Here is a 26,334-nt window from a genome sequence, read left to right on the forward strand (position 1 = left end):
TGTCTGTCGATGTTAATTTAACATAACAAGTTCGGTAGAACCATAAAATTAGGCAATAGAGACGTTTCATAAAACGCCTCTACCTGGCATCTGTAGCAAACATTTAGGGATTGAATATTACTTAATCGTTGTTAATTGAGCATTTTGATAATAATGACTCACAATTTGATCGTAAGGAATACCTTGTTCTGCAAGATAATGGGTTCCCCATTGACTTAACCCAATACCATGACCATAACCTCTCCCGTCAATTTCAAAGGTTCCACTACTGGCAGAAACGGTAAATAAGGTACTTTTTAACCCTAATGCTTTGCGTAACTGATCGTCCGTTACCCGACGGGAACCCCGACTGCCCACCACTTTTAAAGTAATAATTCGTCCATTAGGGGTTGTTCTTTCGGGAATTAGCGATCGCACTGCTCCCACCCCTCCCAATAAATTACCCATATCATTGGCACTAAAGGTCTTACTCCATTGAAACACGGGAGCTAATTGATCGTAATCTACTACCCCTCTCAAATAAGGTAACGGAGAACTCCAAACATCCTCAACATTCTCTGTATGTCCCCCAGAAGAAGAATGAAAGGCAGCGAGAATGATTTTGCCTTTGTAGGTTAAAACTTGTCCTGTGGTTGCTTTTACCGCGTCTTGGGTACTGACAAACTCTGTTTCTAAACCTTTATATACTTGGGTTTTGGTGGTTGTATCCAGGTCATAAAAACGGTTACTAGCCTTAGAACTTTGGTACAGGGCATAGGTACGGGCCACCACTGCTTGAGATTTTAACGCTTCTTGGGGCCAGGTAGGATAAGCTTCTGACCCCACCACACTATACAAGTATTCTTCTAAATCAACTAAATTTAGGGCGGTGACACCACTCCCTTGACGGATAATTCTCACTTTGCCCCGATACCAGCGATCGCCGATCCATACTACCCCATCTGCTGTCGGTTCAATCACTAAATAACTGGAATTCCATTGCTCAAGATTTACCCCACTGCCACGGGGTTTCACCGTAAATCCATCTAATGGGGCCAATTCTCCTAATTTTCGTCCTGCGGCATCTTTTACCAAGGCAGGGGTTGAACTGCCAATTTGCACCCCATTAACCCCTTTTTTAATGGCTATGCGTAGCTCTGTTGCTGCTTGGCCGGGAAGACTCAGGAGTATCCAGACTAAGCCAATAAGTCCGCTATATCGTCCAAGGGTGAGCCATAACCATCGGGAAACTCTTGGCGCGGAGTTTCTATGCTGTTGCGCTTTCATGGGATTCTTTTCCTCACACACATCCATAAATACGAAAATCTTATCGCATAATTTGAAGGTTGCGAGATCCTAGGAGCAAACAGCAGTTCGCTGCGACAAGTTTATTAATAATAATTCTCATTAGTATTGACAATTATTCCTGATAAGTCTATAGTTAAGTCATAAGTGTTCTCCTCTCAAGGATGGATCGCAGGTGGAGCCGCTCAGCAGACAAAGAACGGTTCCCCTATTTTTTGCCTTTATCTTTAAGGCTTGTTGATGTAAGATTTTGACGAAAAAATTGGGCTAGAATCAAAAGTAGCCATTAAAATCTTTCTCAATTATGCTAGAGAGCCTACAAAATCAAGCTTATCATCTGGAACAATTTGCTAATAAACTGGTTTCTATGCAATTAACTCATTTGAGTTGGATCAGTATTGCTATCATTTTTTTAGCAGGACTTTTAACCAGTTTAACCCCTTGTATGTTGTCAATGTTACCCCTCACAGTTGCTTATATTGGGGGTTATGAATCTCAAGGAAAATTACAAGGTGTGATTCAATCAATCTGGTTTTCTTTGGGGTTAGCGACTACGTTGGCAGGGTTGGGAATTTTAGCTGCTTCTTTAGGAAAAGTTTATGGACAAATTGGCGTAGGATTACCGATTTTTGTGAGTATTATTGCTATTTTAATGGGGCTAAATCTGTTAGAATTAATTCCCTTAAGGTTTCCCTCTTTAGGGGCAACTGATTGGATTACAGATCAACTACCAGCCGGGGTTCGTTCCTATTCTTTGGGGTTAACATTTGGACTAATTGCTTCCCCTTGTAGTACCCCAGTTTTAGCTACTTTATTGGCTTGGGTTGCCACTAAACAAGATGTGATGTTAGGGGGTGTGTTACTATTATCTTATACGGCTGGTTATGTCATGCCTTTAATTTTAGCAGGAACCTTTACGGCTACCCTAAAAAAACTGTTAGAATTGCGTCGTTGGTCGGCTTGGATTAATCCAGTTAGTGGGGTTTTATTGATTGGGTTTGGAATATTTTCTTTATTATCTCGATTGCCCTTAGGCCGATTTTAATTAAAAAGTAAAACTAAAATAAATTAGAAGTTACTCAATTCTAAAAAAATTCTTAACTCTTTGAAGAATGAGCCAATAAACAACGACAATATTGATCTAAAGAAAATCCTCCTTAAGCTAATTTATGACTGTATCTGACTCATCAAAACTTTCTGATAACTTATCCTGGCCACAACAAAGTTTACGCAAAGTAATTAAAACTGTGGCTGATTTGCGTTTGGCGATTATCCTCCTATTAACCATTGCCCTATTTAGTATTAGTGGTACGGTTATTGAACAGGGAGAAACCTTAACATTTTATCAAGAAAATTACCCAGAAAATCCAGCGTTATTTGGCTTTTTAACTTGGCAAGTTATTTTAATATTGGGGTTAAATCATGTTTATACAACCTGGTGGTTTTTATCCCTTTTAGTGTTATTTGGTACCAGTTTAACTGCTTGCACCTTTACCCGTCAATTTCCTGCTTTAAAAGCTGCCCGTCATTGGAACTTTTATCAGCAACCTCGACAGTTTGAAAAGTTAGCTTTGAGTACGGAATTAGAAATTAGTGAACTCGCTCCTATTATTCCTATTTTAGAGAAAAAAGGCTATAAAATCTTCCAGGAAAATCAAGCCATTTATGCAAGAAAAGGCATTATAGGAAAAATAGGGCCAATTGTAGTTCATGCTGCCATGTTAATCATATTAGGAGGCGCAATTTGGGGCGCATTAACGGGATTTTTCGCCCAAGAGATGGTTCCCAGTGGGGCAGCATTTAAGGTTAATAATATTATTGAAGCGGGCCCCTTATCTGCACCGCAAATTCCTAAAGATTGGGGAATTTTAGTCAATCGTTTTTGGATTGATTATACTCCTGATGGTAATATTGATCAGTTTTATTCTGATCTTTCAGTTATTAATGAACAAGGGGAAGAATTAGAGCGTAAAACCATTTATGTTAATCAACCTTTGCGTTATCATGGGGTAACTTTTTATCAAACAAATTGGGGAATTGCCGGAGTTAAAGTTCAAGTCAATAATAGCCCAATTTTTAACATTCCTGCGGCTCCATTAAATACCAATGGACAGGGCAAAATTTGGGGAACATGGATACCGACAAAACCGGATTTAAGTGAAGGGGTTTCTCTATTAACGAGGGACTTACAAGGCACCATGATGGTTTATGATACTAAGGGTAATCTTTATGGTGCCGTTCGTCCTGGAATGGCCATTAATATTAACGGTGTCACCCTAAAAATTCATGAATTAATTGGTAGTACGGGACTACAAATTAAAGCTGATCCAGGAATTCCCTTTGTCTATAGTGGGTTTGGGTTATTAATGATCGGGGTGATCATGAGTTATCTTTCTCATTCACAAATTTGGGTCTTAAAAGAAGGCGAACACTGTTATTTTGGGGGAAAAACAAATCGGGCCCAAGTTAGTTTTGAAAGGGAATTATTGGGGGTTGTAGATGAATTAAATTCAGCCAAAAATTAACTATGTAGAGACTTTGTATACAATGCCTCTATAACCAAGCCAAACATCCTAAAATAATCAATAATAATGCTAATGCTACCCAAACAAAAGCATTATCTTTAGTATTTATTTGGCTCAAATCTTCTACTTCTAAAGTGGGTTTTTCCTGGGGTTTAGATATCGGTTTTGCTTGTAAATAACGGGGGTTATCTGTTTCTTCTGGGTTGGTACTGGGAATTTTAGTCATCCAAGCATCAGGACGTTTTAATTTTGGGGCTTTAAGAATGTATAATACTCGTTTACTTTGTTGACGAACTTCTAAGTTAGGATGACGGGTTAATTCTTCACAAACTGCGATCGCATCCTCTAAACGTCCTACTCCTTGATAAGCAGTGACTAAACACATTTGTACGTCTCCTCCTAAGGATGAGGATGGGTTAATTAATGCTTTTGCTTCTTCGAGGGTTTGGACACTCAAGCGATATTGTCCCCGTTGTAATAAATCTTGTCCTGCTTGATATTTAATGTAAAATTGTTCTAACTTAGCATCCATTTTTTGCTTATTTTACCGAGTATTTAAGGATTTTTTTACCATAGTAACAGGTTGGGATAAAGACTGGGAGAGGATGTTTAAAAGTCGGGTATCTCTGACCATCCATTCATGACTAAAAACAGGGAGTTTAATTTCTGTTCCTAGATTTATTTTAGAACTATGAGCCGGAAAAATCATCAAATCATAGGGAGTCCAAATAATGGTAACATTGAGATGACTTAATGTCTCGTGAATATCTTTATTTAAGTCTTGCAAAAATTGACTATTAGGACGCATTTGCTTGATTCCTGGACGAGATAAAGCATAAGCTGTTAGAGTTCCATTATTTGGTGCAGAAATACTAATATAACGATGAACCCGATCAATTCCTCCAAGACGTTGTAAGTAGTAACGGGTGATAATTCCTCCCATACTAAACCCAATTAAATCAAGGGGTTGGTTGGGTTCAAAATTATTATTAATATAATGGTTAACCTGTTCTGCTAAGATGTCAAGATGGCCATCACCATTATTTGGTTGTAGGTTAAAACAATGGACTGACCAACCTAAATTAGTAAGATAGTTAGTCATGGTATTAAACTTATTAACTGTATTGTAAAGTCCATGAACTAATAATACAGGATTGCGTTGATTGTGACTCATTTTTTTGCTAATTTTTATTTATTCTTCAAATATAACAGATATTTCAGTTGTTTTGTTTGCCTCTAACCCTTGATATTTTGCGGTGATTGTTTTACTTGGTTTAACAGGAATTAAAGGAGTCATACTACCTAATGATAATAAATCACCTTTCTTTAAGGTTTTTCCTTGATTGTTCAAGGTTTCTTTGATCCAAAAAACTGACTTAATTGGATCACCTAATAAAGCTTTACTATCTCCTTGAGCAATAACTTTTCCTGATTCATCAATTAGGGTAATTTGAATATTACTGAGTTTATCTACTGATAAAATAACGGGTTTTCCCACAATTCCTAATCTTGCACCCACATTAATAGCGATTAACTTTTCTCCGTTTAATTGTACGTCTTTATCATAAACTAGATCAGGTAATTCAAGAAAAGGAATCACTGCATCGAGATATTTTAGAGTTTCTTCGGGGGTTTTTGCTTGATTGATCTTTTCACTGCTTACTCTGACCATTAAATCACCTTCTATCATGGGTATTGCCCCAAATTTTGCTGGAACTTTTGCCCCAGAAGGTAGCAACATTTGTTCTAACAATCTGCCTAAGACTGGTTCAGAAACTTTAAACATTTCCTGAGCTTTGGGATTAGTTAAACCTGCTTTATATCCTATAATATCACCTTGATAGGGAATCAAAAGCTGAATTAATTGCTCTTGAATTTCTTGTGCTTGCTGTAGGGTGAGAGAATAGGGGAAATTTATAATAGCTTTTTTTTCTTGATAAGCATTAGCTAGAGTTTGGGCAATTTTTTCTATATCAACTGATGATAAACTTAACCAAGGTAAATCATCTAAAAAACTCTGTTTAGTGTGAATAGGAGACTTCTTCATCTCCTCTGATTTCGGGGAAGCAACCGCAGAAAAATGATTTAATAGAAGAAATAAAAATAACAACAATAATTTGAGTTTATTCATCAGATATAATTCATGCTTAGGTTGATTAAAGATGATAAATACTGTAACATAAGCATCTTGCTTGTGACAGTCTAGAAGGCTGTGTTACTTTTCAAGAGTAAATTCTTATAAGAACTAGCCATTTGTCTAAGTTTAGGGTAATAATAATCAATTATAGAATAACAAACTGTCCTATGCCCCGTCAAAAATTTTCCTTGACTCAAACTCATATCTGGATAATTCTAGGACTAATATGGTTAGGAAGTAATCTCTGCGATCGCTTCTGGTTAATTTTAGATCATTCTATCCCTGCTTGGGATCAAAGTAATCATTTAAGCAAATCTCTGCAATATGTAAATGCTTTAAGCTCCCCTCAATTATTAGATGGAGAATGGTGGCGTAGTTTTTGGATGTTATCAACTAAATATCCTCCCATAACCTATATTTTGGGAGCATTTTTTCAAAAAATATTTGGGTTAGGTAATGATCAAGCTTTATTGACAAATTTACTTTATAGCGCAATTCTAATTATCTCAGTTTATACCCTTGGAAAAACCTTATTTAGTCCTCAAGTTGGGTTATGGGGTGCAGGGTTATCGATGTTATTTCCGCGCTTATATCAAACTCGTTTACAGTTTCTCCTTGATACCCCATTAATGACGTTTACTATTGCTTGTTTTTGCTGTCTAACTCTCTGGAAATTACAAAAAACCAAACAAAAACAGTGGTTATGGACAGTAAATTTTGGACTCGCTTGGGGACTTGCTTTGTTAACAAAACAAAGTATCATGTTTTTTCTTATTACCCCTTTGTTGTGGTTGGGAATTAGTTATATATGGCAACGAAACTGGGAAAGAATATTACAATTAATTGTGAGTTTTATTATCTCTAGTTTACTGTGGTTTCCCTGGTATCGAACTAACTGGATTTATTTATTTAGTACGGTACAAAATTCTAATGCTATTCCTGCAACTTATGAGGGAGATCCTCCTCTTAATACTTTAGCTGCTTGGACCTATTACTGGCAAGATTTACCCTTAGCAATGGGTTGGGTATTATTGATAGTTTCCTTGGTTGGTTTACTCTTACATCTCTTAGGAAAATTCCCAGGAATTAACGAAGATGTTGATAGTCAAAGAGCTATTAAAGGAATTCAATGGTTAGGTATTTATTTTGTAGGTTCCTATTTTGTTTGTTCGGCAATATTTAATAAAGATACTCGCTATATTATGTCCTATCTGCCAATCTTAGCAATAGTTTTAGGCTATTTTTTGACCCTATGGCGAGGTAAATGGGAACCTGTTAGATGGATAAGTGTTATGGTTGCTGTTATGGTAATGATTACTAATTTATTTCCTATTCCTGGTACTGAGCAGCTATCTTTATTATTAAGTCCTGGAGTTTCCTTTAGACCCTATTTAGGGCAAGAAATTCCGGTTTCTGATATTATTAAAACAGTTCAAGAAACGACCCCGCATCAAATTGCTAATTTAGGCGTAATTGCCAATACTGATTCCATTAATCATAATACCCTTAATTATTATGGTCAACTCGCTAATTTTCAAGTCTATGGACGAGAATTAGGTAATAAGGAAGATTATATTCTTCAGGATAGTAAATCCTTTGATTGGTTTGTTACTAAAACCGGAGATAATGGGTTTGCTAGAGATAATCAATTAGCCTTTGCTAAAACCTTAGAAAATAATCCCAATTTTTCAGTTATTAAAACTTGGGAAATGCCTGATAAAAGTTTAGTTAATCTCTATCAGCGCAAAGAGCAATCAATTATAGTTGAAAGTTTGCCTAAAGCAAGTGATAAGATCAGACTAGATAAAGTCATTATTCCTGATCAAGCTTCTCCTAATTATCCCATACCTATTACTTATGAATGGTCAGGAAATTGGCAAGATTTAAAAGAAGGAATTGTCTTACTCTCTTGGTATCCTAAAACAGCAAAAACATCAGAAATTGCTTGGATACATGATCATGGAATTGGTAAGGGAATGTTATATGGAGACTTAGACAATAATCAAGGAGTTAAAGTGATAGAAAATCTCGCCATGCTTCCCGACAAAAAACTTCCTAATGGTGACTATAAATTACAAGCAATGTATCTAAATCGCAAAACCCATAAAACCTACTTAATTCCTGTTCCTGATGTTACCTTAACCCTTGATAATAATGCTCCTGCTATCATATCTCCTGAATTAGACTTAGGAACTCAATTAAGAGAAATTTCTGTCAATTTAGGCCAAGGGATGTCAGGATTAGATATAATATTTAGTAAGGTAGGTCGTTTTAATCAATATGATCCCATTCAAGACTATCTCAAACAAACAGAAATTGCTCTCAAATATCGCTTAGAAAATCATCCAGGAAGCCATCAATTAAATTGGACTTATGGGTTAGTATTATCTCAGGTTTTACAAGAAGATCCCCAAGGCGCGATCGCCGCTTTAAAACAACTGATTAAACTTGACCCCAATAACCCTTATCATCATGCTTATTTAGCGTTTATTTATCTCTACAATTGGCAACCCAAGGCAGCAGAAACCGCCTTAAAACCTGCTCTTGAACAGCAACCCAAAGTTGAAGAATTTCAAGCCTTAGCGGGCATTTGTGCGGTGATGCAAGGCAATTTTATTAAAGGATGGCAAATCTTATCATCATTATTATCGTAATAAATCGTAAGGTGGGCATTGCCCACCCGACAATAAAATATAAATTTATAGCTAAGATGGGGTTTCTCTGATGTCAAACCCTTGAAATAACTGGGGTTCTAGGGGTTCTACCGTTACATCTGTTACCTGAGCATGACGAGGCCCCTGATGACACCATTGCACCATCTGTTCAATTACTGGTTTATCCCCTCCAAAAACCGCCTCTACCCGTCCATCAGCTAAATTTCTGACCCATCCCCTAATTCCCAGTTTTCTGGCCTCCTGTACCGTTCCATAGCGATATCCGACCCCTTGGACTTTGCCGTTAATTAAAATATGGACAAAAATTGTGTCACTGTTGGTCATTTTCCCTCAATTATCCCTGGTTTTAAATATTTCCTAAACTATCCATAACCCGTTTTAAACGGCGATGACGATCTGAATAACTCCGCATCACTTCTAAAGCAAACATCGGGGTTTGTTGAACTGCAAAAAGAAAATGTTCTCGATCTAAAAAAGCGAGTTTACAGTTAGTTTTTGCCACAGCAGTAGATGCTCTTAAATAATCTTCATGAACCAGGGCCCCTTGTCCAAAGACATCCCCTTGTTGAATCACTTCAATAACTTTGCCATTAATGAACATTTCGACTTCTCCTTCCACGATGCCATACATTACCTGACCTTTCTCTCCTTCCCGAAAGATGATGTCCCCGGCGGTTAAGGTTTGTTCAGGTTGAGATTCAAAAAGCTTAACGGTTTCAACGGGATTTAACACGAGTTTAAGTCCTCAAAAAATAAAGGTTAAAAAATGATAGAAAATTGAATTAATCAATCTTGTTTGTTAATGATCTTACCCTGATTAGGTATTAGGTAAAGAACGTAAATAATCATTGAGATGAGAGCGATCGCCAATAAAATGAATCAGGGGGCCACTGATGGTTAATTCTACCAAACTCAGGGCCGCAACAGGCATCAAAAAACGATCACGATAATATTTAATATCAATACCAAGTAATCCACATAACATAATGCGAATTGTGGCTTTATGGGAGACAATTAAAATGTTACCCGTTTGATAAGTTTGTTCAATTTCTTCGATGACTTTGGAACTACGACGGGCAATCTCGATTCCCCTTTCCCCTCCTGGGGGAGCATTCCAAGCAGGATCAGTTAACCATTTCACATAGAGATCATGATATTGCTGATCAATGTCTGTGGGGTGCATTCCTTCCCACTTACCATAACCAATTTCTTGTAATCCTGGTCGTAGTTGCATCCGTAACCCGATCGCTTCACACAAAGGCTTAGCTGTTTGTCTAGTGCGATATAAAGGACTAACATAAATCGCTGTCCAGGGTAAGTTAGCGTAAGTATCAGCAAAGGCTTTAGCCATTTCATCCCCTTCAGGGGTTAATCCTGGATCATTTTCCAACTTACCACAGTATCCCCCAGTCTTACTGTAGGCGGTTTGTCCATGACGCAGAAAATAAAGCATTAAACCCATAAGTACCTCAACAAAATTAATTGTAGGGTGGGCAGTGCCCACCAAAAGGCGAAAACTCTTATCAGGAAACCGTTATGGCCAGTACATCGGCCTACGGGTTTTATCCAATTAATTATGATCATCCACTTAGTTTGACTGTTTTTCCTGTCAAAAAAATAAGGACAGAGTTTAATTCTCTGTCCTGAGCTTGAGAAACGTAGGTTAGAGAATTAAACTAAACCACCAGACGCTTGAAGACGCGCTCTGGCACGTTTAAACGCGGTAGCCGCTTTAATTTGTTCCCGACGTTCTGTTCCCTTATTAGCTTCCTCTAAACGGGTCTGAGCCTCAGAAAATTCGGCTTTGGCTTCCTCTTTATCAATGGCTTCACCAACTTCAGCAGCACTAACCAACACCTTAATTTCGTCTTGTTCGACTTCAGCAAAGCCACCCATCACCACAAGACTTTTCCATTCTTTATCAGGACGAACCCGCATCACCCCAATATCCAGGGCAGTTAATAAGGGAGCATGGCCAGTTAAAATGCCCAATTGGCCAGAGGTGCTGGGTAAGATCGCTTCTTGGACATTGCCGTCCCAAACGGTCTTATCTGGGGTAATTACACGAACTGTTAATGCCATATTAGTTATTAATTATCAGTTATCAGTTATTCCTAGGGGCAAACGGCCGTTCGCCCCGACATCCTTTATTCCTAGGGGTCAACGGCCGTTGACCCCTACATCAGCGATCGCTCAATCAATTAAGCTTGCTTAAGTTTTTCAGCTTTAGCTTTAGCTTCGTTGATGTCACCTACCAGGTAGAATGCCTGTTCAGGTAGATCATCTAATTCTCCATTAAGGATCATTTGGAAGCCTTTGATAGTGTCTGCTAAAGAGACATATTTACCAGGAGATCCAGTAAAGACTTCTGCGACAAAGAAGGGTTGAGACAAGAAACGCTCAATTTTACGGGCCCGATCTACAGTCCGACGATCTTCTTCAGATAATTCATCTAAACCAAGAATGGCGATGATGTCCTGTAATTCTTTGTATCGTTGTAGGGTAGATTGTACTGCGCGGGCTGTATTATAGTGTTCTTCCCCAACAATATTGGGTTGTAACATGGTGCTGGTAGAATCTAAGGGATCAACCGCAGGATAAATCCCTTTAGAAGCCAAACCACGGGATAATACAGTGGTTCCGTCCAAGTGAGCGAAGGTTGTCGCAGGGGCGGGGTCGGTGAAATCATCCGCAGGGACGTAAACCGCTTGAATGGAAGTAATAGAGCCTTCCTTAGTGGAGGTGATCCGTTCCTGTAAGTCTCCCACGTCGGTTCCTAGGGTGGGCTGATATCCAACCGCAGAGGGCATCCGGCCTAAGAGTGCAGATACTTCAGATCCAGCTTGAATGAAGCGGAAAATATTATCAATAAACAGCAGTACGTCTTGCTTGTTGACATCGCGGAAATATTCAGCCATGGTTAAAGCAGATAGACCCACCCGCATTCTTGCTCCAGGGGGTTCGTTCATCTGTCCATAAACCAGAGCAATTTTGGATTCATTGAGGTTCTCAGCGTTAATTACGCCAGATTCGATCATTTCGTTGTAGAGGTCATTCCCTTCGCGGGTACGTTCCCCCACTCCACCAAACACGGATACACCCCCGTGTTGGATGGCGATGTTGTTGATCAACTCCATCATAATAACGGTTTTACCCACACCCGCTCCGCCAAACAGACCAATTTTTCCACCCTGACGATAAGGGGTGAGCAGATCGATCACCTTAATTCCAGTTTCAAACACCTGGGGTTTGGTTTCTAAATCAGTTAATTTAGGAGCAGGGCGGTGAATAGGAGAGGTTTCCGAGGTTCCTACTTCTCCTCTTTCGTCTACGGGTTCCCCTAAGACGTTAAAGATACGACCTAAAGTCGCTTTACCAACGGGAACACTGATGGGTGCGCCTGTATCAATAACATTCATGCCTCTGACCATGCCGTCAGTACCACTCATCGCAACGGCGCGAACTTGGTTGTCACCGAGTAATTGTTGGACTTCACAGGTGACGGAAACTATGTTCCCGGCAGGGTTTGTACCTTCTACTTTCAGGGCGTTGTAGATACGGGGTAATTTGCCACTGGGAAATTCAGCATCGACTACGGGGCCGATGATCTGGGTGATTTTACCAACGCTTGTTTGTTCTGTTGTAGCTACCATGCTTATTTGTCTGTTTGGGGATTAGCGTATAATTTGGCTGAGAGAGAATCTGTAATGTTATTTTTGCCACCCTATACATTATCACTTCTGGGCCATTGGGGGAATATGGCCGAAGTCGGAAGTCGGAAGTGATTTTTAAAATCCCAAGGAAGCTGGAAGCCACAACTATACCTTTTATAGAACTGAACATGACTAGAATTAGGAAAAATATCGGCAAGTCGAGAGACTAATTTACGGCTCAAATTTTGGTCAAACAGTAGTTTCAAGTACCACCTACCACAGCAATTAAATAACGTTCTCGGTTAGCAGCAACTTCTAAACACGCTTTAATATCTTCCTCTGTCAACTCTGGAAAATCATCTAAAATTTCCTCATGAGACATCCCTGCTGCTAACCACCCCAATACGTCATATACGGTTATTCGCATTCCCCTGATGCAAGGCTTACCCCCCCGCTTCCCTGGTTCAATCGTAATAATATTTTGATAGCTCATAACAAAATTTGGAGGTGTACTTTTTTCTAGTTTAGCTTACTTGGAACTAAAAAAAGGGGCGGTAATCATTGAAAATCTACCCCAATAATAAGATTGATAATTGATGTTTAATGGTGAATCCTTAACCTGCATTATTCATGAGAGAATCAAGAAAAAGCTTGAAATTTAGAGGACACCGCCTCAATCCAACCTACGCGATCGCACTACAGATCTTTCGGTTGCAAACCTGTATTCTTGGCAATACGAGACAGCATCTTGGGGCCAATTTCCTCTCTATCATGAAACCCAAAAACGAAGTCTGGCCAATCAGGATGTGACAAAATACGATGAGATCCCTTTGTTTCTCGTTTAATCTTCCAACCAATTTTTAGTAAAGCTGCTAATACTTGCTTAGCTTTGGTTGATCTCCATTGACTCATGCTGCCTCAAAAGATACGTTAATCAACTTTGATGAGGTCTTTTCATTTTGTTCTAGATGATCTGCTAAGACTCGTAATGCTAGTGCTTGGACTTTTGTAATTGCTTCTTCAACGGTTTGACCATAGACCAGAACACCTGGTAAATCAATTACTTCAGCTATCCAGCGTCCGTCTTCTTCTTGTTCAACTTCAATCGTTAGGTTCATGATTATTAGCTTTAGTCCTTGAAATTAGATCATACCTCGATTATAAATGGCGATCGCATCTCACAATCAATACAAATATCGCACTAAGTTTTGAAACATGATTATCACATCCAGGAAAAAAACCATTTAGCTGCTTTGCTAATTGTACGAATTGGACTAATTGGACTAGCTAGGCTATCAATTAAAATACCAGTCGTCTTTGACACAACATCAAGAGTAATTTCCCACCAAGCTTTTTTAGCTTTAGCTTTAGCACGTTTAGAAACAATTGAAGGCTCATTATTAGATTTTTTTTTATTAATAATTCTATCTACCATCACAGCTTGTTGTTCTTTAGGTAGATCATTAATCATAGCATCTACTAACTCCATCAGACCATACCGCTCGTTAGCAGACACGGGAAGAACTTTTGCCAAAGGTAGGTCAAAGAAAGCTGCAACACTTCTTCTTTTTTCTTCAATATTTTTTAGCTGATTTTCACTTGGTCTTTTATTTTGACTGTCCCATTCTCTAAATGGTTCAATTTTATCAATCTGATTAATCACAATAAAAAATGGTTTTCCTCTTTTAACATAAGGTCTAACCATCTTCTTGTAAAATTTTTCATCTGAATAAAAAGCTCGATCATCACCTTTCAAGACCCAAAAGATTGGGTATCTATAATATCAATCGTATTGATGGTGGGTTACGGTGGATAATCAATTAACAAATTAGTAATATATGTTATCGCCACCTAACCCACCCTACGCAAGTGATAATTGATTTTTAACTTTCGTTTGTGAGATTACGATTAGGATCGCCTAAAGTAACTTTTTCAGGGGTTTTTATGGGAGAAATTACTGGCATTACTTGCCAATGTTTAGCTAATCTTTGTAACAATCGATCCTGTTCCACCCGAAACCGATCCACATTCGGGCCATGATTAATAATAGCAAACCAAACTTGACCCCTTTCCTTGGTGGGGATCACACCAGCTAAGGCACTCACTTGGGCCAAAGTTCCCGTTTTCACCGCCACCCCATCAGGAATATTGCGCCATTGTACTGTTCCTGTGGTGTCTCGTCCCGCCATGGGGAATAAATCAGCTACCGTTAAGGGATTATCTTTTAATTTTTCTTCGATCGCCATTAACATTCCTACAGCGGCCTTGGGAGAGATCCGATTTTCTACCCCTAACCCTGAGCCATTAATTAACTGCACTTCATTGGGTTCAATCTTAGCCCCTTTAGCGGCCATTTGGGACACCACAGCCGCACCACCGACAGATTGAGCTAACATCTCAGCCATCGCATTATTACTATACAGATTCATTTGTTTAAGAAGTTCAGCCAAGGTTAAAGATTGATGACGAAGTAGTAATTTAGCCGTTTCTGGAAGATTATCTTGTGTTTGTACCTTGCCTTTGATGGTAATTTGAGGACGAGGGGTTTTCGGGGGTAAAGCTTGATGTTGTTGTTTAATTAGGGGAGTCCAACGATTAGAATTAAACCCTAATTGTAATAATTCCCCGGAAATTTGAGGATCATCCTTAAAATTCATATAAAAATTGTCTACGATAATTAAATTCCCTGTAACCTCCCGAATCCCTAATTGATTGAGTTTGTTACCCAAAGCGATCGCTTCTTCCCAAACAAACAAGGGATCACCACTGCCCTGAATAATTAAATCCCCGTTTAACACCCCATTGCTTAAGGTTCCCTTGCTATAAATCTTGGTTTCAAAACGATGTTTCGTTCCCCAAGTTTCCAACGCTGCTAAAGAAGTAGCAATTTTGGTCAAAGAAGCAGCAGAAAGAGGCATCTTAGCTTGATGATCCCCTAAATAGGCCCAATCTGATTGAATCCAGATCCCTTGTTGCCCAGGGGAAAATCCCAGAGACGCTAATTCTTTGAGATAATCAGCCACAATAGACTCTACCAGAGGATCGCTTTGGGTAGGGACATCAAAGACTTTGGCCTCTTGCCAAGCCACCACAGGAACTGTTTTCAGAGAGGGTTGATTTTGTCCCAAAACATTGGCCAATAAACTGCCCAAGGCAAATCCGAGTAATTCTTGCATTCTAAAACCTCCTCACAATGCGATAATCTGAATTAACATTGACCTTTATGGATCATTTCTCTTTTAGCATTATTTGCTTAGCTAATTGGAGAATTCCGAATTCCCGATTCAGAATTTTTCAAGGCTTCTGTTAAAATTTTGAAGGCTTCTATCACTTGGACCAATGGCAGCAAATCGCGCAAGAATTGCAGTAGACGCTATGGGGGGAGATCACGCCCCTGATGAAATCGTCGCCGGAGCGATCCGAGCGTCTGAAGAACTGGATGTGGAAATTTTGTTGGTCGGCGATCGCCAACAAATTGAAGCATCCCTCCAACATCACACCCAAGCTCCCAATCTCGAAATTGTCGATGCTGATGGGGCGATCGCCATGCACGAAGGAATAACTGAACTTCGGCGCAAACCCAAAGCCTCCATTAACGTCGCAATGGATTTAGTTAAACAAAACCGGGCTGATGCAGTTGTTTCTGCGGGTCACTCAGGGGCAGCTATGGGAGCCGCTACCTTGAGATTAGGTCGTCTCAAAGGAATTGACCGTCCGGCGATCGGTGCTGTTTTTCCTACCCTCTTGGCTGGTAAATCCGTGATTATTTTGGATGTAGGGGCCAATGTAGATTGTCGCCCCAAATATTTAGAACAATTTGCCCTGATGGGGACAATTTACAGTAAATATGTCATGGGGGTTGATGATCCTAAAGTGGGATTACTCAACATTGGCGAGGAATCCAGCAAAGGCAATGATCTCGCTTTACAAACATATCAACTATTAGAAGCAAACAAAACTATTCCGTTTATCGGTAATGCCGAAGGTAGAGACGTTCTCTCAGGTCGATTTGATGTCATCGTTTGTGATGGCTTTGCCGGTAATGTCCTGCTCAAATTTGCGGAAGCGGTTGGGGAAATCTTATTACAAATTATCCGGGAAGAATTGCCTCAAGGGTGGCGGGGTTTACTCGGAACGGCGATTCTCAAACCTAACCTCAAAAAACTCAAACAGCGGGTCGATCATGCTGAACATGGGGGTGCGTTGTTATTTGGGGTAGCGGGGGTCTGTATTATTAGTCATGGTAGCTCTCAAGCTCCTTCGATTTTTAATGCCGTTCGCCTGGCGAAAGAAGCGATTGATAATCAGGTCTTAGATCGGATTCAGGCCTATGGAGAGGCTATCCAACCAGATAATGTCAATCCTTCCGTAATGATCAATGAGTAAATCAGACAGTTAGCCAAGGGAAGGGGAGGACTTCCTCCCCATAGATAACTGAGATTGAACAAGGAGAGAAAGGTCTTGAAAGGATTAGGGGCGGGAATGGCAATTATAGGCTGCGGTTCAGCTACGCCTAGCCAAGTGATGACTAACAAAGATTTGAGTCAGTTGGTGGATACCTCTGATGAATGGATTCGCACCAGAACTGGAATCAGTAAGCGACATTTAGCCTCAGAAGATGTATCCTTGAGTGATTTATCGGCCCAAGCGGCAGCAGCAGCCATTAAGATGGCAGGGTTAACCCCCGCTGATATTGATTTAATTATTTTGGCGACTTCGACGGCTGATGATTTATTTGGCAGTGCGGCTAAAGTCCAGGAACTTTTAGAGGCTTCTCAGGCAGTGGCCTTTGATCTAACTGCTGCTTGTTCGGGTTTCGTCTTTGCCCTAGTAACGGCTGCCCAATTTATCCGCACAGGCACTTATCAAAGAGTAGTGGTAATTGGGGCTGATATGCTGTCCCGTTGGGTTGATTGGTCAGATCGCAGTAGCTGCATCTTATTTGGTGATGGGGCAGGGGCAGTGGTTTGTCAAGGGATAGCTGATCATGACCACTTGTTGGGCTTTGAAATGCACAGTGATGGCAAACAACATGACTCCCTCAATTTGTCTTATCAGGGAAAGGCTAAAACCTTAAAAGAGGGAATGGTCATCAGTCAAGGCAGTTATCAGCCCATTACTATGAATGGACGAGAAGTTTATCGTTTTGCTGTGGCCAAGGTGCCAGAAGTGATTGAAAAAGCCCTATTCAGAGCAGATTTAACTACCGATGACATCGATTGGTTAATTTTACATCAAGCTAATCAGCGAATTATAGAGGCGGTAGCCAGTCGCTTAAAAATTCCGGCTGAAAAAGTTATTGCTAATTTAGATGAGTATGGCAATACCTCCGCCGCTTCGATTCCCATTGCTCTTGATGAAGCAGTAAGAGAGGGAAAAATTCAACCAGGGGATATTATTGCTAGTTCTGGTTTTGGCGCAGGGTTAACCTGGGGAGCCGCTATCTTCCGTTGGGGAAACTAACAAGAATTCTTGAGCTTTGATAAACAATTAAACATTAGTTACTGATAATAAATGAAAACAGCGTGGGTATTTCCAGGACAAGGATCACAAGCCGTCGGTATGGGGGTAGATTTAGCAACAACAGCCATCGGAAAAACTAAGTTTGAAAAAGCACAAGAGATTTTAGGCTGGTCTGTGATCGAACGGTGTCAAGGGGATGAAACAGAGTTATCTCGGACGATATACACTCAACCCTGTCTTTATGTGATTGAAAGTATTTTAGTGGATTTGTTAACCGAAAAGGGTCAATTACCCGATTTAGTGGCGGGTCATAGTTTGGGAGAATATTCGGCTTTGTATGCTGCTAAAGTGTTTGATTTTGCTACAGGGTTACAGTTAGTAAAACGTCGCGCTGAGTTGATGAGTGAATCTGCTGGTGGAAAAATGGTAGCCTTGATGAAGTTTGATCGCTCACAATTGGAAAATGCGATCGCGAATATTCCTGATGTGGTTTTCGCTAATGATAACAGCGAGCAGCAGGTGGTGATTTCCGGTACTCCAGAAGCGGTTGATCAACTCTGTTCTCAAGTACAAGCAAAACGAGCGTTGCCTCTCAAGGTGTCGGGGGCTTTTCATTCTCCTTTGATGGCTACAGCAGCGGCACAGTTTCAAGAATTATTAGAAGCTGCTCACTTTATGGATGCTCAGGTTCCTATACTTTCTAATATTGACCCAACTCCTGCGACATCAGCAACCCTTTTAAAAGACCGTTTAATCAAGCAAATGACGGGTTCTGTGCGCTGGCGTGAGATTATGTTATCTTTGTCCTCGGAAGGGGTAACACAAGCGACCGAAGTTGGGCCTGGTAAAGTTTTAGCCGGACTGATTAAGCGGGCTTGTCCTGACATTACCCTAAGTAATGTGGGGTGTATCGCTGATCTCTAATTTGTGATAGGATTAAGGGTATTAGGGCGATCAGCACAGGGGTAGCGCACTTCCTTCACAGGTCAGGGGTCACTGGTTCAAATCCAGTATCGCCCATTAACTTAGCAGCTTTTCATCAAGCAAAACAGGTTTTAGCTTCCCGCCGAGAAGCCAGCAGCACATCGCCCAAGCGGTTGCTGTCGGGAGTATGTCACCTATAGTCTCTACATCAGCGTTAGGATTTGATGCCCAATATGTCCAATAGGCCACTCAAACCTTGAAAGGTACTGCTTTAATTTTTGTACCTGGATTGTCTTCAATGGTCACAATACTATCATAAATGACAACATCTGACTACATTTATGTAGAAAGTTGGCGATACTGAGATTTTGTCCTGAATTGACTAACCAGGGAGAATTCGCTAAGATTACAAATATGCCCCCCAGGGGGATATTTATTAAGAAGAAATTTTGCGATAAGTTAAGTAAAGTAAAGAAAGCACTCATAAATTCATTAAGGTTAACAAAACGTTGATTTCCTCTCCTTCCTCCGTATCCGCCAACTGTCTCACCGCCTCAGAGTCAGACTCTCTGAGTGGTATTTCCCTGACTCGTCAATCTTCTAGCTGGCTACTCTTCTTAGCCGCCGGGTTTTTAGTCTCTGTCCCCGTTTTTATTGAAGCCCCCCTAGTGCGTTTATTTCCTGAAATCAGCGTACTGATGACAGGAGGATGGTTATGGTTAAGCTTTTACCTGATGAAACAGCCTAAAACGCTAATCTGGGGAGATTTACTGTTTGGGTTTAGTTGGAGTTGGTTGGCGGGTTCTGTATATTGGGGATGGTTACGATGGGAACCCTTAATTCACCTGCCCGTCGAATCAATGGGAGTGCCGATCGCCTTGTGGTGTCTGTGGCGCGGTTGGGGTAAAGTTGGTAATTTCTTTTACTTAGGATCACTATTAGGAACGGCCATCACCGATATTTATTTTTATATCACGGGATTAATTCCCCATTGGCGACAACTGATGCAAGTCGAACCCACCTTAGCAACGCCTATTTTTCAAGCAGCCTTGGCTCAAGTACAAACCCCTTGGGGGCTAAGTTGGGCAGTAGTTTTAGTCAATGTACTTTTAGGGATGGGTTTATGGGCCATCCAGCAATCTGATCGACATTGGTGGGCATTTGCAGGGGCCGTATTGAGTACAATCTTAGTGGACAGTCTATTTTGGTTTGCTGCTGCTTTCGCCTAAGATCACAAAATATGATTAGTTCCTGATTGTTGTCATGTTGTCATCCCTGAGACACCTGTGGAAAATCTAGGAAAAACGCCCCATTTACTGTTGAATACCCCTAAAGGTCAACGCTATTTTCCTTTAGTGGGAAAGAATTATTGGACAATTGGACGGGGAAAGGACAACGATTTCACTATTTCCGATCATTGTATTTCTCGTAATCATGCTATTCTACAATCCACAGAAACTGGGGAATTTTTGTTAATTGATTTAGGCAGTCGTAACGGAACTTTTGTTAACAGTCGTCGAGTGAGTATTCCTGTCACCCTTCACAATGGGGATGAAGTAACCTTTGGCAAAACCGAGGTTAAATTTTACTGTCCCATAAGCGATCGCCAGACTGACGACGACATGATAACAGAACCCTTGGATCGGGATACCATTGTTTTACATGAACGTCGTCTTACCTCTGTGATGGTGGTGGATATGCGGAACTTTACCACCTTAACCAGACAATTAGATGAAGAGGTGTTATCCTCCTTAATTGGCAATTGGTTTCGTGAGGCAGGGGAAATTATTCGTTACTCAGGAAGTTGGGTAGATAAATATATTGGGGATGCGGTGATGGCTATTTGGTTTCATGGAGAAAATGAAGTCACTAAAGCTGATATTATGCAAATTTTTCAGGCCGTTAGTGACCTTAATACTATGACCAAAAAGTTAAGTCAGCAATATCCCGTTCCCTTTGAATTAAACATTGGGGCAGGGATTAATACAGGATATTCTATGGTGGGAAATACAGGCAGTGGGGATCATCCTGATTATACCGCGATTGGGGATACTGTTAATGCTGCATTTCGTCTTGAATCAGCCACCAAAGAATTAGGATTAGATGTTGCAGTTGGGGAACAAACTTACAAGTGTTTAACTGATTTAACACAAGCACAAAACCTATTTTATCAGTATACTGTCAGCCTTAAAGGATATGAAACACCTACAATTACCTATGGGATTAATTTTAAAGATTTACAGCAGTTTTTGCAAGCTAATATCATTCAAAGTTAAAAATTATGCCTGGGAAAAGTAAGCTAAAACGCAAAAGGCAAAAGGAAACTGGGATACATTTTTTTTATTTTATTTGACTAATACTCAGTTTGAATGCACAACAGCTTAGGCGGGCAATACTCATAAAATTCTAGATAATGACTGGAAATATATTAGGTTATTTTAATCCTAATACCAAATCCGCTTTAAAAAGTAGAGTTATTAAAACCAACAAAACCCAGTAGAGACGTTGCCTGCAACGTCTCTACTATTTTGATAACCGGATTTGGTATAAGTAACCACATAAAAACTGTAGGGTAGGCAATGCCCACCGTTCAATTAATTTTGTTTAGGCACTTATCAGTCCACTACTTAGTTGTCAATTTTGTCTTTCCTTGCCTCTCTGTATATTTACGGTTTTTTTTATAAAAAATCAGGTTCTAAAAGCAGAAAGCTAAGTAAATATACTAACAGCAAAAACAAAAATTAATGAGCTTAACAAAAAATTTACTTAATTATTTATTCTAGGTTCAAAAAATCCCATTTTTAAAGATTATATATATCGAGAAAATCCCTAGAATTACTGTTTTTATTTCTGATATAAATGGGAATAATATAAGTGTGAGTCAGATCAATATGAGTCATATCACTCAATAACTAAACTTAGGTCACGGTTGTTTGTGACACACCATTCCATAATAAGCCCGTGATCTATCTCAAAAGAGCTAGGTCTGTGTCTTGGTAGCTAATATCAAACTTGACCGTTTCAGGGACTTTATCGGAAATTTAGGCATAAACTTATGAATATACGATACACTCAAACATTTATATATCTCTCTCGTCTTTCTCGCCGCAGTAATAAAGGATTTGCCTTGGGATTGGCTTTATGTTTAGCCGTCGTTATTGCAGCCACAGCTACTGCTGTGCTACTCAATGGTAGCAGCAAAAAGGAAAAGGTTATGGCCCAACAAGCCACCGCCCAAGGAAAAAGTGCGGGTGAAGTTGCGATCGCCAGAATTCAGTTTCTGTTAGCTGAATATCCATTTTTGGCTCAGTATAATAATACTGACTGGTCAGATGTTGCCAATGAAACTACAAAAATTGGCAAAGAATTTAAAGAAACGATGGAAACTTCTTGTGACAATACATCCCTAACTGAGCAGGAGAAAACCGATATCAAAGCAGAGATTGTTAGCTATGCTACTCCAGACTGGACAGATATAGATGAGTCTAATCCAAAACTAGGACAATTTAAACTAAAGGGATATACAGGAGCTACAGCCCCAGGTTTAGGAGAATTAGAAGTTCAGGCCAAAGCAAATCCTACTGATAATCAAGAGGGTGAAGAAAAGGCAAACTTCAAAGAATCTCCTAGTCAATTAGTTGTAAAAATCCCAGTGAGTAAAAATGAAACTACAGTTGTTGATGATGATGATACTCCTGGACTCTGGACTCAGGAAGGAGATAATCTAAAAGGAGGTTCTTCAAACAAGAACTGGGCAGCCAATGTTTGGTTAAGTGATTGTGATTTAGTCAAAACGGAAAAGGATGCAGCGACTCAAACGGTTCTAGCACAAGTAACAGCGAAAACTTTCCTTGAGCTTGATGGAAGAACCTACAAACCGCCTGTCATAAAAGATATCCGTTTTCCTTCCTTACCCGATTTTCCTACTTATCTTCCCGCTAATCAGGTAAATATCACCATTTCAGGCGGTAATGGTGGTGGTAATGGCAATGGTAATGGTAATAAAAAAGCCAGTAATCCTAACAGTAGTGTTTTCTCAACCATTACTCATGCAATGGATCGGTTGGTAGATAGAGCATTAAATAATATTTTTGGGGGAGTTGCTTTAGCGGCAAAAAATGGTAATAGCGGTAATGCCCCAAGTCCAACACCGACACCAACACCGACCCCAACACCGACACCAACACCGACCCCAACACCAACACCAACACCGACCCCAACCCCAACACCAACACCGACCCCAACCAGTGATGGTGCTGGTGTATGTGGTGATAACAGTGCTAATGCTGCTGATGGAAGCGTATTTCCCAGAAATGGAGATGTTGCTAAAGTAGTAACCGAAGGAGATAAAAGCGTTTGCGTTTATGAATATATCCTTGCGGCAACACCCACTGGTGCGACCATCCAAACTGTTAGCACAGATGGCAAACGTCAGAAAGTTATTTTTTATCTTCCAGAAGGAGTCGATTTTAACCTAAAAGGAAACGACGAAATACTCAAAGAGTGTAATGGTTTTGATGGTGATGCTGCTCTTTGTAAGCCGACAGATTTTCAAATATTTGCTAAAGGCCCTGGAGACTTTTGTTTAGGTGGTGCTTCGGTTATGGACGCTTTTGTCTTTGCACCAGAACGAGATGGAGGGGTTAATGGTGGACCAAAAGGAGCATTACGAGGAACAATCTGGGTTAAAGGATGGAATACAGGCAGTTGTGGTTCTAATGGAAATCATGTCCATGTAACTCAAACCGGAAAATGGTCAGAACTGGGCGTAGGAGTTCCTGAAGGAATGCCAGAAGTCAGTATTGGTCAACCCTCCAGCGTTCAAACCTGTCAGTTTGAACCTGATGATAGTAAGAGTTGCATTCCTGAGCCTGAGCCTGAAATTTAATTAAAATCCCGTTCTACCCCTGACTTAATGCCTAAGCAGGGGTGATCCTATTCCCGTGTTATTCATTCCCAAGTATGCCCATGAACCCTAAACTCAGACTAATTTTACTCCATCGCCCCAATAATCAAGGCTTTGCCCTGCCTTTTACCCTTTGTGTGGGAGTGGTGATGATGTTAGCAGGAACCATCATGCTCGTCAAATCCCAAGCCAACCGTAGCCATGTGCAAGCCCAACAAACCACCTCAGAAGGCATTAGTGCTGCTGAAGTCGGTGTCACCCGCATTACGACCCTCATGAACGATAACCGTTACATTGCCATGTATCCCGACTGTATTGGTAGAGATAGCGGGGGCAACTGTACCGATAGCGGTACCACCGAAAGTTGGGCCAATATCTCCAATATCCCCAAATTAACCGTCTGTGAAAGTGGAGAAGCGGCAGACGTTGAGGATGTTTCCCTCAAACAAGAATGGCAGCCCATTGACCCCGATAACCCCCACCAAGGGGATTATCGATTACTCAAATATGAGTACCCTACCCCTGGAAAAGCCCCTAATGTGGGTAAATTAACCGTTGAAGGACGAGTTCGCACCAGTAACGAAAACAAAGAAGCCACTAGCCAACTTGAAGTAGATGTTCCTGTTTCCCCTGGCCCCGTTGAAAATACCAATGTGCCTGGGGTTTGGTTAGCGGATGATCCCGATGCTACAGGAGGCAATGGTATAGAAGGTGATGTCTTACTCGGTAACTGTGATTCTCCCACCGACACCGTAAACGTCAAGGGAAGTGATCCCATTACCGGAGAACCTTACGAAGCTAAACATACTAATCTAGAATTTCCTGACCTTCCTGAGATTCCTGACACTGCCATTTATCTTGGGGTGATGGGAGAAAATAAAGACGGTTCTCTGACGGCTACATCTGGTGATATTACCTTACCCAGAGCCGGAGACACTTACACCACCAAAACCATTAATGGACAAAGTGTACAGGTCTATGAATATAAGGTTGATCAAATTAACTTTAATTCTGGTTCCCACTCCTTAACCGTTACCCCAGGGAAACAAGTAAGCCTCTATCTACAAGGCAGCATGGTGGTGAAAAGTAATAGCAACATTATTCATAATTGTGATGATTCTGGGAATCCTATAAGTGGATGTAAACCCACAGACTTCAAAATTTATGGTTATGGAGACAACACTAATACCATTTGTACCGCAGGGAATAAACGCATTGAAGCCTTTATTTTTGCCCCTGAATACACCGTTGGTACGGCTGGAACCGGAGGAGGAGAAGGGGGTATAAAAGGGACAATTTGGGCTAATGAGTGGTCAAATGGCAAATCCTGCGGCTCCAATACCAGCAATACGGCCGTTGTGCAAACCGCCCGATGGGAAGATTTAGGGTTACAGCCCAAAAATACTCCCCCTGAATTATCCAGTACATCCACATGGCAACGTAACGAGAGGTAAGGTATGAATAAACTACTGTTTCATCTAATTATTCGTCAAGTCAAACCCCAAAAAAACCAAGGGTTTAGTCTCTTAGAAGTGTTGGTGGCCATTTTAGTGTCTTCGGCCTTTTTAATGGGAACCCTACAGGCCATGACCATTAACACTGTCATGCAAGTTAAAGCAGAACGACAAGCCCAGGCCGGTTTTTGGATTCAAGAAGATCTCGAAAAAGTACAAGCAGAAGCTAGTGAGATGACCTTTGATCTCACAAATCCCAACGAAAAAGGAAAATGTCGTATGTTGACTCCTAATGGCAGTTTTGGGGACCAATTAATCAAGACGTTAAATACTGAGTTAGAGAACGACGATGAAGATGATGCAAGCAATCCTGATAGCTATTCCGTAAACGTGGCAAGTTTCAAACGATACGATACGGATGATAAAGGAAATCATCAATTTGATGCTAATGGTAATGCCTCATTTGTGGCTGTAAAAGATTCTAAAAAAACTACCACTAACAAAGCGGCCACCATGCAAGTCGTTCGGAGTGGTGACACAGCCGACCTAGATGACCCCAATAATTTAGTCAGTAGACCCTATCGTTTGGTTCGCGTCACTACCCTTGACAGTGCAACTAAATATAACGTTTTACAAATTTATTATCGAGTCGGAGAACCCTATGACCCCAATAATCCACAACACAAAGACGAAGATGGAGATCAATTGGCTGATGATGCCCGTGGTAGGACTTCCATTATCGCTGAAAACTATGCGGAGATTATCCCTGCAGCAGTTGCGAAATGCAACACATAAGACGAATCAAGGGATGACTTTGATGGAAATTATGATCGTTGTTGTTATTACAGGGATTTTAGCAGTAGTCGGCGCACCTAGTCTCATGAGTATTCTACAAGGCGATCAAGTGCAACAAGGGTTAGACCAAGTTTATAGTGCATTACAAGATTCTCAAAAACAAGCGATTCGTCTGTCAAAACAATGCACTATTACCCTTAATAAAGATGCTGATCCCCCAACGATTTCTAGTTCAGATACTGCTTGTTTAGTGTCTACAAATCGAGAATTACCTGACGGTGTTGTCATGAAAATAGGAACCAAGCTTGAGAGCGGTATCACCTTTTCTTTTAAAGGGACGACAACGGCATCAGGAACTATTGTTGTTGAACGCAAGAGCAGTAAAGCAACGGACGAAAAACAATGTCTCGTTATTAGTAACGGTTTAGGAATTATGCGAAAAGGTGTTTATAAGGGGGATACTTCCTCATCAGTCACAGCAGACAATTGTCAAACATCAATATAAAATTATCCAAGGA

The 26,334-nt window shown here is 40.5% G+C and carries 27 protein-coding genes; 12 read left to right on the forward strand and 15 right to left on the reverse strand.

All coding sequences use genetic code 11. From position 1 onward, the window contains the following. Positions 1 to 117: 117 nt before the first annotated feature. Positions 118 to 1,266, reverse strand: coding sequence for a SpoIID/LytB domain-containing protein (locus VB715_RS02410; RefSeq protein ID WP_323299591.1), 1,149 nt, complete (start codon positions 1,264 to 1,266; stop codon positions 118 to 120). 322 nt (positions 1,267 to 1,588) lie between these two features. Here VB715_RS02410 and VB715_RS02415 point away from each other — a divergent pair, with 322 nt between their 5' ends. Together VB715_RS02415 and VB715_RS02420 are read left to right on the forward strand one after the other, a co-directional pair. Then, the gene (locus VB715_RS02415; protein ID WP_323299592.1) at positions 1,589 to 2,329 is read left to right on the forward strand and encodes a cytochrome c biogenesis protein CcdA; all 741 of its coding nucleotides are present in this window, start codon (positions 1,589 to 1,591) and stop codon (positions 2,327 to 2,329) included. 124 nt (positions 2,330 to 2,453) lie between these two features. Continuing rightward, positions 2,454 to 3,809 (forward strand): cytochrome c biogenesis protein, encoded by a 1,356-nt coding sequence (locus VB715_RS02420; RefSeq protein WP_323299593.1) that lies wholly within the window; start codon positions 2,454 to 2,456, stop codon positions 3,807 to 3,809. 28 nt (positions 3,810 to 3,837) lie between these two features. On the opposite strand, the gene VB715_RS02425 is transcribed toward VB715_RS02420, so the two are convergent. Genes VB715_RS02425 through VB715_RS02435 form a run of 3 tightly spaced genes read right to left on the reverse strand, consistent with a single transcriptional unit; the run spans position 3,838 to position 5,940 of the window. Further along, positions 3,838 to 4,341: a tetratricopeptide repeat protein gene (locus VB715_RS02425; RefSeq protein ID WP_323299594.1), complete on the reverse strand. Its 504-nt coding sequence runs from the start codon at positions 4,339 to 4,341 to the stop codon at positions 3,838 to 3,840. 12 nt (positions 4,342 to 4,353) lie between these two features. Then, positions 4,354 to 4,983, reverse strand: a complete 630-nt coding sequence (locus VB715_RS02430; RefSeq protein ID WP_323299595.1) for an esterase/lipase family protein — start codon at positions 4,981 to 4,983, stop codon at positions 4,354 to 4,356. Positions 4,984 to 5,001: 18 nt separating this feature from the next. Further along, positions 5,002 to 5,940, reverse strand: coding sequence for a hydratase (locus VB715_RS02435; protein ID WP_323299596.1), 939 nt, complete (start codon positions 5,938 to 5,940; stop codon positions 5,002 to 5,004). Positions 5,941 to 6,113: 173 nt separating this feature from the next. Between VB715_RS02435 and VB715_RS02440 the strand changes: the two genes are divergently transcribed. Further along, positions 6,114 to 8,600, forward strand: a complete 2,487-nt coding sequence (locus VB715_RS02440; protein WP_323299597.1) for a phospholipid carrier-dependent glycosyltransferase — start codon at positions 6,114 to 6,116, stop codon at positions 8,598 to 8,600. A gap of 51 nt (positions 8,601 to 8,651) precedes the next feature. On the opposite strand, the gene VB715_RS02445 is transcribed toward VB715_RS02440, so the two are convergent. From VB715_RS02445 to VB715_RS02495, 11 genes are all read right to left on the reverse strand, one after another. Then, positions 8,652 to 8,945 (reverse strand): acylphosphatase, encoded by a 294-nt coding sequence (locus VB715_RS02445; protein ID WP_323299598.1) that lies wholly within the window; start codon positions 8,943 to 8,945, stop codon positions 8,652 to 8,654. 22 nt (positions 8,946 to 8,967) lie between these two features. Then, positions 8,968 to 9,354, reverse strand: a complete 387-nt coding sequence (locus VB715_RS02450) for a cyclic nucleotide-binding domain-containing protein (RefSeq protein WP_323299599.1) — start codon at positions 9,352 to 9,354, stop codon at positions 8,968 to 8,970. Between the two features lie 84 nt (positions 9,355 to 9,438). Then, positions 9,439 to 10,083, reverse strand: a complete 645-nt coding sequence (locus VB715_RS02455; protein WP_323299600.1) for a histidine phosphatase family protein — start codon at positions 10,081 to 10,083, stop codon at positions 9,439 to 9,441. A gap of 209 nt (positions 10,084 to 10,292) precedes the next feature. After that, positions 10,293 to 10,703 carry an ATP synthase F1 subunit epsilon gene (gene atpC, locus VB715_RS02460; protein ID WP_323291217.1) on the reverse strand — a complete coding sequence of 137 codons (411 nt, stop codon included), beginning with the start codon at positions 10,701 to 10,703 and terminating at the stop codon, positions 10,293 to 10,295. Positions 10,704 to 10,822: 119 nt separating this feature from the next. After that, positions 10,823 to 12,274, reverse strand: a complete 1,452-nt coding sequence (gene atpD, locus VB715_RS02465) for a F0F1 ATP synthase subunit beta (protein WP_323299601.1) — start codon at positions 12,272 to 12,274, stop codon at positions 10,823 to 10,825. A gap of 71 nt (positions 12,275 to 12,345) precedes the next feature. Beyond that, positions 12,346 to 12,540 carry a DUF5615 family PIN-like protein gene (locus VB715_RS02470; RefSeq protein ID WP_323299602.1) on the reverse strand — a complete coding sequence of 65 codons (195 nt, stop codon included), beginning with the start codon at positions 12,538 to 12,540 and terminating at the stop codon, positions 12,346 to 12,348. Beyond that, positions 12,537 to 12,767: a DUF433 domain-containing protein gene (locus VB715_RS02475; RefSeq protein ID WP_323299603.1), complete on the reverse strand. Its 231-nt coding sequence runs from the start codon at positions 12,765 to 12,767 to the stop codon at positions 12,537 to 12,539. The genes VB715_RS02470 and VB715_RS02475 overlap by 4 nt, the downstream gene beginning before the upstream one ends. Before the next feature lie 203 nt (positions 12,768 to 12,970). Continuing rightward, positions 12,971 to 13,186 carry a type II toxin-antitoxin system HicA family toxin gene (locus tag VB715_RS02480; RefSeq protein WP_323299604.1) on the reverse strand — a complete coding sequence of 72 codons (216 nt, stop codon included), beginning with the start codon at positions 13,184 to 13,186 and terminating at the stop codon, positions 12,971 to 12,973. Further along, complete coding sequence (locus VB715_RS02485) at positions 13,183 to 13,392, reverse strand: type II toxin-antitoxin system HicB family antitoxin (RefSeq protein WP_323299605.1); 210 nt, start codon at positions 13,390 to 13,392, stop codon at positions 13,183 to 13,185. The genes VB715_RS02480 and VB715_RS02485 overlap by 4 nt, the downstream gene beginning before the upstream one ends. 104 nt (positions 13,393 to 13,496) lie before the next feature. Beyond that, positions 13,497 to 14,030 carry a hypothetical protein gene (locus tag VB715_RS02490; RefSeq protein ID WP_323299606.1) on the reverse strand — a complete coding sequence of 178 codons (534 nt, stop codon included), beginning with the start codon at positions 14,028 to 14,030 and terminating at the stop codon, positions 13,497 to 13,499. 127 nt (positions 14,031 to 14,157) lie between these two features. Then, the gene (locus VB715_RS02495) at positions 14,158 to 15,450 is read right to left on the reverse strand and encodes a D-alanyl-D-alanine carboxypeptidase (RefSeq protein WP_323299607.1); all 1,293 of its coding nucleotides are present in this window, start codon (positions 15,448 to 15,450) and stop codon (positions 14,158 to 14,160) included. A gap of 163 nt (positions 15,451 to 15,613) precedes the next feature. Here VB715_RS02495 and plsX point away from each other — a divergent pair, with 163 nt between their 5' ends. The 9 genes from plsX (at position 15,614) to VB715_RS02540 (ending at position 26,321) form a co-directional block, all read left to right on the forward strand. Beyond that, positions 15,614 to 16,660 (forward strand): phosphate acyltransferase PlsX, encoded by a 1,047-nt coding sequence (plsX, locus tag VB715_RS02500; RefSeq protein WP_323299608.1) that lies wholly within the window; start codon positions 15,614 to 15,616, stop codon positions 16,658 to 16,660. Positions 16,661 to 16,735: 75 nt separating this feature from the next. Then, entirely contained in the window at positions 16,736 to 17,737 is a 1,002-nt protein-coding gene (locus VB715_RS02505) for a beta-ketoacyl-ACP synthase III (RefSeq protein ID WP_323299609.1), read from the forward strand. Positions 17,738 to 17,788: 51 nt separating this feature from the next. Next, a complete protein-coding gene (fabD, locus tag VB715_RS02510) occupies positions 17,789 to 18,661 on the forward strand; it encodes an ACP S-malonyltransferase (RefSeq protein WP_323299610.1) in 873 nt (290 codons plus the stop codon). Positions 18,662 to 19,230: 569 nt separating this feature from the next. Next, a complete protein-coding gene (locus tag VB715_RS02515) occupies positions 19,231 to 19,890 on the forward strand; it encodes a DUF3120 domain-containing protein (protein WP_323299736.1) in 660 nt (219 codons plus the stop codon). A 57-nt stretch (positions 19,891 to 19,947) separates the two neighbouring features. Then, positions 19,948 to 20,937: an adenylate/guanylate cyclase domain-containing protein gene (locus VB715_RS02520; RefSeq protein WP_323299611.1), complete on the forward strand. Its 990-nt coding sequence runs from the start codon at positions 19,948 to 19,950 to the stop codon at positions 20,935 to 20,937. A 779-nt stretch (positions 20,938 to 21,716) separates the two neighbouring features. Continuing rightward, entirely contained in the window at positions 21,717 to 23,549 is a 1,833-nt protein-coding gene (locus tag VB715_RS02525) for a hypothetical protein (RefSeq protein ID WP_323299612.1), read from the forward strand. 80 nt (positions 23,550 to 23,629) lie between these two features. Continuing rightward, positions 23,630 to 25,021 (forward strand): hypothetical protein, encoded by a 1,392-nt coding sequence (locus VB715_RS02530; RefSeq protein WP_323299613.1) that lies wholly within the window; start codon positions 23,630 to 23,632, stop codon positions 25,019 to 25,021. A gap of 3 nt (positions 25,022 to 25,024) precedes the next feature. After that, on the forward strand, positions 25,025 to 25,816 hold the full coding sequence (locus VB715_RS02535; protein WP_323299614.1) for a prepilin-type N-terminal cleavage/methylation domain-containing protein: 792 nt from the start codon (positions 25,025 to 25,027) through the stop codon (positions 25,814 to 25,816). After that, positions 25,797 to 26,321, forward strand: coding sequence for a prepilin-type N-terminal cleavage/methylation domain-containing protein (locus tag VB715_RS02540; RefSeq protein WP_323299615.1), 525 nt, complete (start codon positions 25,797 to 25,799; stop codon positions 26,319 to 26,321). Before VB715_RS02535 ends, VB715_RS02540 begins: the two co-directional genes overlap by 20 nt. Positions 26,322 to 26,334 lie beyond the last annotated feature (13 nt).

Source organism: Crocosphaera sp. UHCC 0190 (assembly GCF_034932065.1).
Classification (GTDB): domain Bacteria; phylum Cyanobacteriota; class Cyanobacteriia; order Cyanobacteriales; family Microcystaceae; genus UHCC-0190.